At 72.7% G+C, this 6,925-nt stretch carries 9 protein-coding genes; 7 read left to right on the top strand and 2 right to left on the bottom strand.

What is annotated here, in order from left to right:
* Nucleotides 1-230: 230 nt before the first annotated feature.
* Entirely contained in the window at nucleotides 231-1,289 is a 1,059-nt protein-coding gene (locus ACSBPG_RS28355; RefSeq protein ID WP_435540604.1) for a tetratricopeptide repeat protein, read from the top strand.
* Nucleotides 1,290-1,317: 28 nt separating this feature from the next.
* On the top strand, nucleotides 1,318-1,890 hold the full coding sequence (locus ACSBPG_RS28350; protein WP_435540603.1) for an HdeA/HdeB family chaperone: 573 nt from the start codon (nucleotides 1,318-1,320) through the stop codon (nucleotides 1,888-1,890).
* Between the two features lie 136 nt (nucleotides 1,891-2,026).
* On the opposite strand, the gene ACSBPG_RS28345 is transcribed toward ACSBPG_RS28350, so the two are convergent.
* On the bottom strand, nucleotides 2,027-2,857 hold the full coding sequence (locus ACSBPG_RS28345; RefSeq protein ID WP_435540602.1) for an MBL fold metallo-hydrolase: 831 nt from the start codon (nucleotides 2,855-2,857) through the stop codon (nucleotides 2,027-2,029).
* A gap of 183 nt (nucleotides 2,858-3,040) precedes the next feature.
* Nucleotides 3,041-3,673 carry a S24 family peptidase gene (locus tag ACSBPG_RS28340; RefSeq protein ID WP_435540601.1) on the bottom strand — a complete coding sequence of 211 codons (633 nt, stop codon included), beginning with the start codon at nucleotides 3,671-3,673 and terminating at the stop codon, nucleotides 3,041-3,043.
* A gap of 189 nt (nucleotides 3,674-3,862) precedes the next feature.
* On the opposite strand from ACSBPG_RS28340, the gene ACSBPG_RS28335 reads away from it, so the two are divergent.
* From ACSBPG_RS28335 to ACSBPG_RS28315, 5 genes are read left to right on the top strand one after another with little or no spacing between them, the layout of a single operon-like run.
* The gene (locus ACSBPG_RS28335) at nucleotides 3,863-4,228 is read left to right on the top strand and encodes a hypothetical protein (protein WP_435540600.1); all 366 of its coding nucleotides are present in this window, start codon (nucleotides 3,863-3,865) and stop codon (nucleotides 4,226-4,228) included.
* Nucleotides 4,225-4,629, top strand: a complete 405-nt coding sequence (locus tag ACSBPG_RS28330) for a hypothetical protein (protein ID WP_435540599.1) — start codon at nucleotides 4,225-4,227, stop codon at nucleotides 4,627-4,629. The genes ACSBPG_RS28335 and ACSBPG_RS28330 overlap by 4 nt, the downstream gene beginning before the upstream one ends.
* A 36-nt stretch (nucleotides 4,630-4,665) precedes the next feature.
* On the top strand, nucleotides 4,666-5,127 hold the full coding sequence (locus ACSBPG_RS28325) for a hypothetical protein (RefSeq protein WP_435540598.1): 462 nt from the start codon (nucleotides 4,666-4,668) through the stop codon (nucleotides 5,125-5,127).
* Between the two features lie 21 nt (nucleotides 5,128-5,148).
* Nucleotides 5,149-6,660: a portal protein gene (locus tag ACSBPG_RS28320; RefSeq protein WP_435540605.1), complete on the top strand. Its 1,512-nt coding sequence runs from the start codon at nucleotides 5,149-5,151 to the stop codon at nucleotides 6,658-6,660.
* A complete protein-coding gene (locus ACSBPG_RS28315) occupies nucleotides 6,653-6,925 on the top strand; it encodes a hypothetical protein (RefSeq protein ID WP_435540597.1) in 273 nt (90 codons plus the stop codon). The genes ACSBPG_RS28320 and ACSBPG_RS28315 overlap by 8 nt, the downstream gene beginning before the upstream one ends.

Genomic DNA, 6,925 nt, shown 5'->3' with positions numbered 1-6,925 from the left:
GGTCACCGTCGCCACCCTGAACGTACGCACGCTGTCGGCGTCCGACATCACCGTGCTCGCCGGCTGACGAGGGCGGTCCGGCGCGGCGGGGCACGAAACCCCTCTCCGCGCCGGACCGGCGTCGCGGATGCGGACGCGACGGCGTTCCATCAGACAAGATTCAATTGCCGCTCATCCAATTGCTATGATAACCGAAGTCCATCGGGGTAGGCTTTTCGGGGGAGGCCGCTGTGTTCGATTTCGGGTTGGTGTCGCTTCCGGTCATGGCGCTGTCGGCGCTGTTTGGGTACGCAGTATTTTTCGACGTGGATTCGGTCCTGTTCCACGACATCGAGGTACCGGCCTCGCTCGAATACCAGGGATTCACGCCCAACGTGGTCGCCTCGCGGCTCGCCCAGGAGGTGAAGGCGATCAAGCGGGAGGCGAAGACGGCCCGCGAGATGCGGGAGTTCAACCTGCCCGACGAGGAGTCGCCGATCCAGGCGCTGGGCCGCTACTACGACTTCCTGACCCCGATCGTCGCCACCCAGGAGCTGATCGGCCTGATCGAGTTCAGCTTCACCGGCAACATGGTCAAGGGCAAGGACGGTCTCAAGCTGACCGTGCACGGCCTCAACAACACGACCGGCAAGTCCTTCCACAGCTCGGTCTCCGGCCCCGAGCCGGAGGAGCTGGTGAAGAAGGCGGCGATCGACGCCACCCGGTTCATCGATCCCTACATCGTCGCTTCGTACTACTACGAGACGACGGTGGCTTCCGGCGGCACGGACTTCACCACGACGGTGGACGAGCTGAAGCACTGCACGCACGCCCTGCCGGCCAGCGACCTCCACTGGGTCCACAATCTCTGGGGTCTGGTCCTGCTCAAGCAGGGCAAGTACGACGAGGCCGTCGCGGCGTTCGACCGGGCGCTGGAGCTGAAGCCCGACTTCGTCCTGTCCATCCACAACCTCGGCCGCGTGTACATGGCCAAGGGCGAGTACGAGAACGCCATCGCCAAGTTCAAGCAGGTGCTGGCCCTCGACGCCGTAACGAACAAGCGCACGCCGCACGCCTACACCCTGTGGGGCGACGCCCTGATCGCCGAGGGGCAGCCGGAGGAGGCGGCCAAGAAGTACGATCTCGCCCTCAAGGCGAACCCCGACTATCCCGACGCCTACGCCAGCTACGGCAACCTTCTGCTGCAGCAGGGCAAGAGGGCCGAGGCGCGCAAGATGTACGAATTGGCGCTGAAGCTGGAGCCGAAGCGCGTGGAGTTCCAGAAGAACATCGACCTGCTGACCAACTGAGCATCGTGCGCGGCGCGGGGAGGAACGGATGCGGGCTCTCGTCCTGACGGTGCTGTCCGGCCTGCTTCTGGCGGGCGGCCCCTGCGCCGCCGCGGACGCCGACGGCAAGGGGGCGCCGCCGGTCGACGTGGCGGCGCTGACCTGCGGCGACGCCGCGGCGCTGGCCGCTGCCGACGCCAAGGGCTACGTCGCCGTCACCGTCTGGCTCGACGGCTGGCTGAACGGCAAGCGCGGCCTTACCGGGTACGCGCCGGGCGCCGCGGCGGCGCAGGCGGAGCGGTGGCTCGGCCAGTGCGCCGGCACCCCGGAGCGGACCCTGCTGGCCGTCGCCACGGAATCGCCGTCGCCCGCCGCCACGGCCGACGGCTTCGACATGGCGTTCCTGAAGTGCTACCAGTTCATCGATCTGGCCGAGGAGGACCGGCCGGCGGCGGTCGCCGTCATCCGCTGGAACGACGGCTGGCACGCCGCCGCCGTCGGCGAGACGCACGTCTCCGTCAAGGACCACGAGAAGATGACCGACGGCTTCCTCGACGGCTGCGCCGTCGCCAAGTACCGCCGCAAGAACCTGATCATGGTCATGGGCGGCAAGTACCGCTGACGGCCTCGGCCGGCGGCCGCGGACGCTCAGAGCGGGATCACTCCAGGTGGAATCGCCTGGACCGTGAATCCCGCTCTAAATCCAAGTGTTCAGAGCAAGATCGCTTTTGGCCGGATCGGCCAAAAGCGATCTTGCTCTAGTGGCCGCCGGGCAGCACGACGACCGTGCGCCGCGGCAGGGTGGCGCGGGAGAACACCTCCGTCGGCGTGTCGCGCACCGCCACCGCATAGTCGGGTTCCATCGCCGCCAGGAAGCGGGCCAGGCGGTCCTCGCTGAACCAGTGCATCGGCACGACGACCGCCGGGCGGATCTGGTCGATGACCCGGCGGATCGTCGCGTGGCTGGCGGTGAAGGCGCCGTCCACCGGCACCATCAGCACGTCGATGAGGCCGAGCTCGCCGAGGTGGAGGTCGGTCAGGTCGTGGTGCAGATGGCCGACATGGGCGAAGCACAGGCCGGCGGTCTCGAACACGAAGATCGAGTTGCCGGCGACCCGGGTGCCGCCGAGGTCGCGCACGTTGGTCGGCACGTTGCGCACCCGCAGGTCCTTCACCTCGACGTTGTGCTGGGCCATCCCGCCGTCCTCCCAGCCACGCAGCAGATGGGCGATGCCGGGGTCGGGCATGACCGTGTAGTGGGTGCCGTGGGCGTTGTTCATGGTCGCCACGGTCGGCGTCGACGGCGGCGGGAAGCGGCCGTTGTAGTCGGTGACCGCGCTCACCCCGCCCGGCGTCTCCAGGAGGAAGCTGGCATGGCCGAGGAAGGTCAGCCGGACGGTTCCCGCCGCCGGAGCCTCGGTGGCGGCGGTGCGCAGGGCAGCCGGGACGTAGAGTCCGGGCAGGCCGGCGATCGGCAGGCAGTCGGCCAGCGCCGCGCGCCCGGGCAGGGCGACGGCCACGACGGTGATGGCCACGACGGCGATGGCCGCGCGCGCACGGCGGACGGTGACGGCGAGGGATGCGATCATGGAACGTCTCCGCGGGCTGGGGGCGGCTCCGAACGACGACGGGAAGTAAGGTGGGGCGTCTGGCGCCGGGACAAGGGCGCGCCGCGCCGTCCGGACGATGGGGCGGCCCCGGGCCCACGGCCGCCGCTCGGATCGGTCAGTTGTAAGGAACGCAGTCCTTGAACGGGGGGCGTCCGCGGCCGGCTACTGGCTGGCCCAGATGATGCGGGCCATCCAGGCGAGATCGCCGCGCGGGATCACCCGGTCGGGGTGGGCGCGGTTGATCGACATCAGCTCGACCCGGGTCGCGGTCTCGCGGACGAGCTGCTTGGCCATGACCTCGCCCTCGCGGGTGCGCACGACGACGCGGTCGCCGCGGCGGATCTGCGCGGCCGGCGAGACGATGATGGTGTCGCCGTCGCGGTAGACCGGCTCCATGCTGTCGCCGGTGACCTCCAGCGCGTAGGCGTGCGGGTCGCCCAGGCTGGGGAACAGCAGCTCGTCCCACCCCGCCCCGGCGGGATAGCCGGCGTCGTCGAAATAGCCGGCGGCGCCGGCCTGGGCGTAGCCGATCACCGGCACGCGCTGCATGGCGGCGCTGCCGGGAACGTCGCCGACCAGGCTGACGAACTCGGCCAGCGAGGCGCCGGTCGCCTCGAGCACCTTGGAGATGCTCTCGGTCGACGGCCAGCGCAGCTTGCCGTCGCCGGTGATCCGCTTGCTCTTGTTGAAGGTCGTCGGATCGAGCCCGGCGCGGCGCGCCAGCCCGGACGCCGACAGCCCGTTCTGGGCCGCCAGCCGGTCGATCGCCCGCCAGATATCCGAATGTTTCAACATGGGATCATTGTCCCATAGTCTGCGGTCCTCGTCCCTAGGAACGTATTCTCAAAAAGCGCTTGACGGGGCGTCTCGAAGAGAACATAAAGTGAACACAAGTTCCACCGCGCCGCTAGCCGCCCCGGCCGCCGCGCGCAGCGCGCGAAACGACGCGCCACAAGCCCCGAATCCAGCATGAGGTGCCGCCCGATGCCCCGCGACCAGCATGTTCCCCGTTCCGTCGCGTCGTGTGACGGCGTTCCCTTCGGCACTGCCGAAGAGGCTTGGTTCTGGTCCGTCCAGGCCCACGACGCCAAGGCCGAGGGGGCGCGGATCGTCGCCGGCCGCGGCCTGGTCGTCCGCCCCTGCGAGCCCGACGACGTGCTGCGCGCGGTCGACCGGTTGTTCCGTCAGCGCCGGCTGGTGCGCGACCACCTGCACGTGCTGGTCCATTACGGGCGTCGGCTGATGCCGCCCGATCCCGAACGGCGCCACGAGCAGCGCGCCTGCACCCTGTGGCGGGAGGCCTTCGCCTGCCTCGCCCCGGTGCTGCGCGACAAGGGGATCGTCCAGTGAGCCGCCCCGCCCCCGGTCCGTCCGCCGCGCCGCCGCCGCGGGCCTGGGTGGTGTTCTCCGGCACCGCGGAGCTGTGGTGGCTGCGCCTGCTGCGCCCCGGTTTCCGCCACTGCTTCGTCGTGCTGAACGACGGTCGGCACTGGGTGATCGTCGACCCGCTCGCCCCCTTCACCGAGGTCGCCGTGCTCGACCTGCCGGCCGGCTTCGATCTGCCGGGCTGGTTCCGCGGCATCGGGCTGACGCCGGTCGCCGCCGGCCTGCGCCGCGGCCTGCGGCGGCCGGCGCCCTGGGCCCCCTTCACCTGCGTGGAGGCGGTCAAGCGGGTGCTCGGCCTGCACGCCCCCCTCGTGCTGACGCCGTGGCAGCTCTACCGCCGCCTCGCCGCCGCCCCGTCCGCCTGAGCCGCTCCTCCCGTCCCCCATCCGGAGGCCCCGTCCGTGTCCAGCCTCTTCTCCGCCCCCAAGCCGCCGTCCTCCGCCCCCGTCCCGGCGCCCGCCCCGCCGCCGGTGCCGGAACCGGTGCCACGCACCCCGCCGCCACCACCCCCGCCGCCGCCCGCCCCGCCGCCGCCGCCGGCCCCCGTCGTCGAGCCGCCGCGGCCGGCACCGCCGCCACCGGCGCCGGCGCCGGCCAACCCCTCGCCGCCGCCGGACTGGTGGTCGGAGCCGCCGTGGTGGGTGAACAACCCGCCGGCGTCACCGGCGCCGACGCCGCTTCCGGACCCGCCTGCGGCCGACCCGCTGCCCGACCCGGAGCCCGACCAGGACCCGGAGACGGCGGCCGAAACGGCGCTGCAGCGCCGCGGCCGCAGCCGCAGCGGGACCGTGCGCACCTCGTGGCGCGGCATCCTGGAACCGGGCTCCCTGGTGCCGGCCCGCAAGCGCCTGCTGGGGGAGTGAGCCGTGGCCGAAGCCGAGACGATGGAGGCGGCCGGCCGGGCCGCCGTCCCCGCCGCCGCCACCGCCGAGGACGCGGCAGCGCTGCTGGCGCGCTACCGTGCCGCCCGCGCCCGCCGCGGCGTGTGGGAGGGGCATTGGCAGGACTGCTACGATTACGCCCTGCCCAACGGCCGGTCGTTCCAGAACCGCGGCACCGCCGGCGAACGCCGCGTCGACCGGCTGTTCGACGGCACCGCCCCCGACGCGGTGGAGCAGCTGGCGGCCAGCCTGCTGTCCCAGCTCACCCCGCCATGGTCGCGCTGGCTCGGCCTGCAGCCGGGGCCGGAGCTCTCGGACGGCGAACGCGACCGCGTCGCCCCGATGCTGGACCGCGCCGCCGGGATCGTGCAGGGCCATTTCGACCGCTCCAACTTCGCCGTCGAGGCGCACCAGGCCTTCCTCGACCTGGCGACCGTCGGCACCGCCTGCCTGCTGATGGAGGAGGCCGCCCCCGGCGAGCCCGCCGCCTTCCGCTTCGCCGCCGTGCCGCTCGCCGACGCGGTGCTGGAGGAGGGCCCCGACGGCCGGCTCGACGTCACCTTCCGCGCCGACGAGCTGACCCTGGCCCAGCTCGACCGCCGGTTTCCCGGCGCCGCGCTGCCCGACGAGCTGCGCCGGCGCGGCACCACGGAGCCGGAGCTGCGCTTTCCCGTGCTCGAGGCGGTGGTGCCCGACGGCACCGCCTACCGCTGGTCGGTGGTGCTGGACAGCGGCCTGGCCGAGCCGGCGGTCCTCGCCGCCGGGCGCTTCGCCGGTTCGCCCTTCATCAACTTCCGCTGGCTCAAGGCACCCGGCGAGGTCTACGGCCGCTCGCCGGTGATGAAGGCGCTGCCCGACATCAAGACGGCGAACAAGGTCGTCGAGCTGGTGCTGAAGAACGCCTCGGTGGCGGTCACCGGCATCTGGCAGGCCGACGACGACGGCGTGCTGAACCCGGCCACCATCCGCCTGGTGCCGGGGACGATCATCCCCAAGGCGGTGGGCTCGGCCGGACTGACGCCGCTGGCCAATCCGGGGCGCTTCGACGTCTCGCAGCTCGTCCTCGACGACCTGCGCGCGCGCATCCGCCACGCCCTGCTCGCCGACCGTCTGGCCCCCGTCGCCGACGCCCGCATGACCGCCACGGAGGTGATGGAGCGGGCCGCCGAGATGGCGCGGCTGCTCGGCGCCACCTATGGCCGGCTGCAGGCGGAGCTGATCACGCCGCTGGTGCTGCGCGCCGTCGCCATCCTGCGCCGGCGCGGCGCCATTCCCGACATCGTCGTCGACGGCCGGCTGGTGGAGCTGCAGCACCGCTCGCCCCTGGCGCAGGCCCAGGCGCAACGCGACGCCCAGGCCACCCTGCGCTGGCTGGAGGCGGCGCGGACGCTGGGTCCCGAGGCGCTGACCACGGTCGACGCCGCGGCCACCGCCCGCTGGCTGGCCGAGGCGTTCGGCGTGCCCGGCAAGCTGGTGCGCGCCGTGCCGCCGGCGGCGGAGGCCCGCCATGGCTGACCCGTTCCACGGAGCCGACGGCTGGCCGTGGCCGGCCGCTCCCGTCCCGCCGCCGGCCGACGACCCGGCCCCGTGCTTCGCCCGCTGCTTCGCCGGCGCCGACGGTGCGCGGGCGCTGGCGGTGCTCCGGGCGATGACCCTGGAGCGCGCGCTCGGACCCGACGTGCCCGACGCGGCGCTGCGCCACCTCGAGGGGCAGCGCCAGCTCGTCGCCACCATCCTCGCCCTGGTCGCCCGCGGCGGCGGCCCCCGTTTTCCCCGCTAG

Origin of the sequence: Azospirillum sp. ST 5-10 (assembly GCF_051225715.1) — a bacterium.
Taxonomy (GTDB): Bacteria; Pseudomonadota; Alphaproteobacteria; order Azospirillales; family Azospirillaceae; genus Azospirillum.
This window is presented reverse-complemented; position numbering and strand designations above follow the sequence as displayed.

What these genes read in the sequence shown, in the direction of transcription:
- ACSBPG_RS28315 (WP_435540597.1), top strand. Translation starts at nt 6,653, where the DNA reads ATGGCTGACCCGTTCCACGGAGCCGACGGCTGGCCGTGGCCGGCCGCT.
- ACSBPG_RS28340 (WP_435540601.1), bottom strand. Translation starts at nt 3,673, where the DNA reads ATGTTGAAACATTCGGATATCTGGCGGGCGATCGACCGGCTGGCGGCC.
- ACSBPG_RS28335 (WP_435540600.1), top strand. Translation starts at nt 3,863, where the DNA reads ATGCCCCGCGACCAGCATGTTCCCCGTTCCGTCGCGTCGTGTGACGGC.
- ACSBPG_RS28350 (WP_435540603.1), top strand. Translation starts at nt 1,318, where the DNA reads ATGCGGGCTCTCGTCCTGACGGTGCTGTCCGGCCTGCTTCTGGCGGGC.
- ACSBPG_RS28345 (WP_435540602.1), bottom strand. Translation starts at nt 2,857, where the DNA reads ATGATCGCATCCCTCGCCGTCACCGTCCGCCGTGCGCGCGCGGCCATC.
- ACSBPG_RS28320 (WP_435540605.1), top strand. Translation starts at nt 5,149, where the DNA reads ATGGAGGCGGCCGGCCGGGCCGCCGTCCCCGCCGCCGCCACCGCCGAG.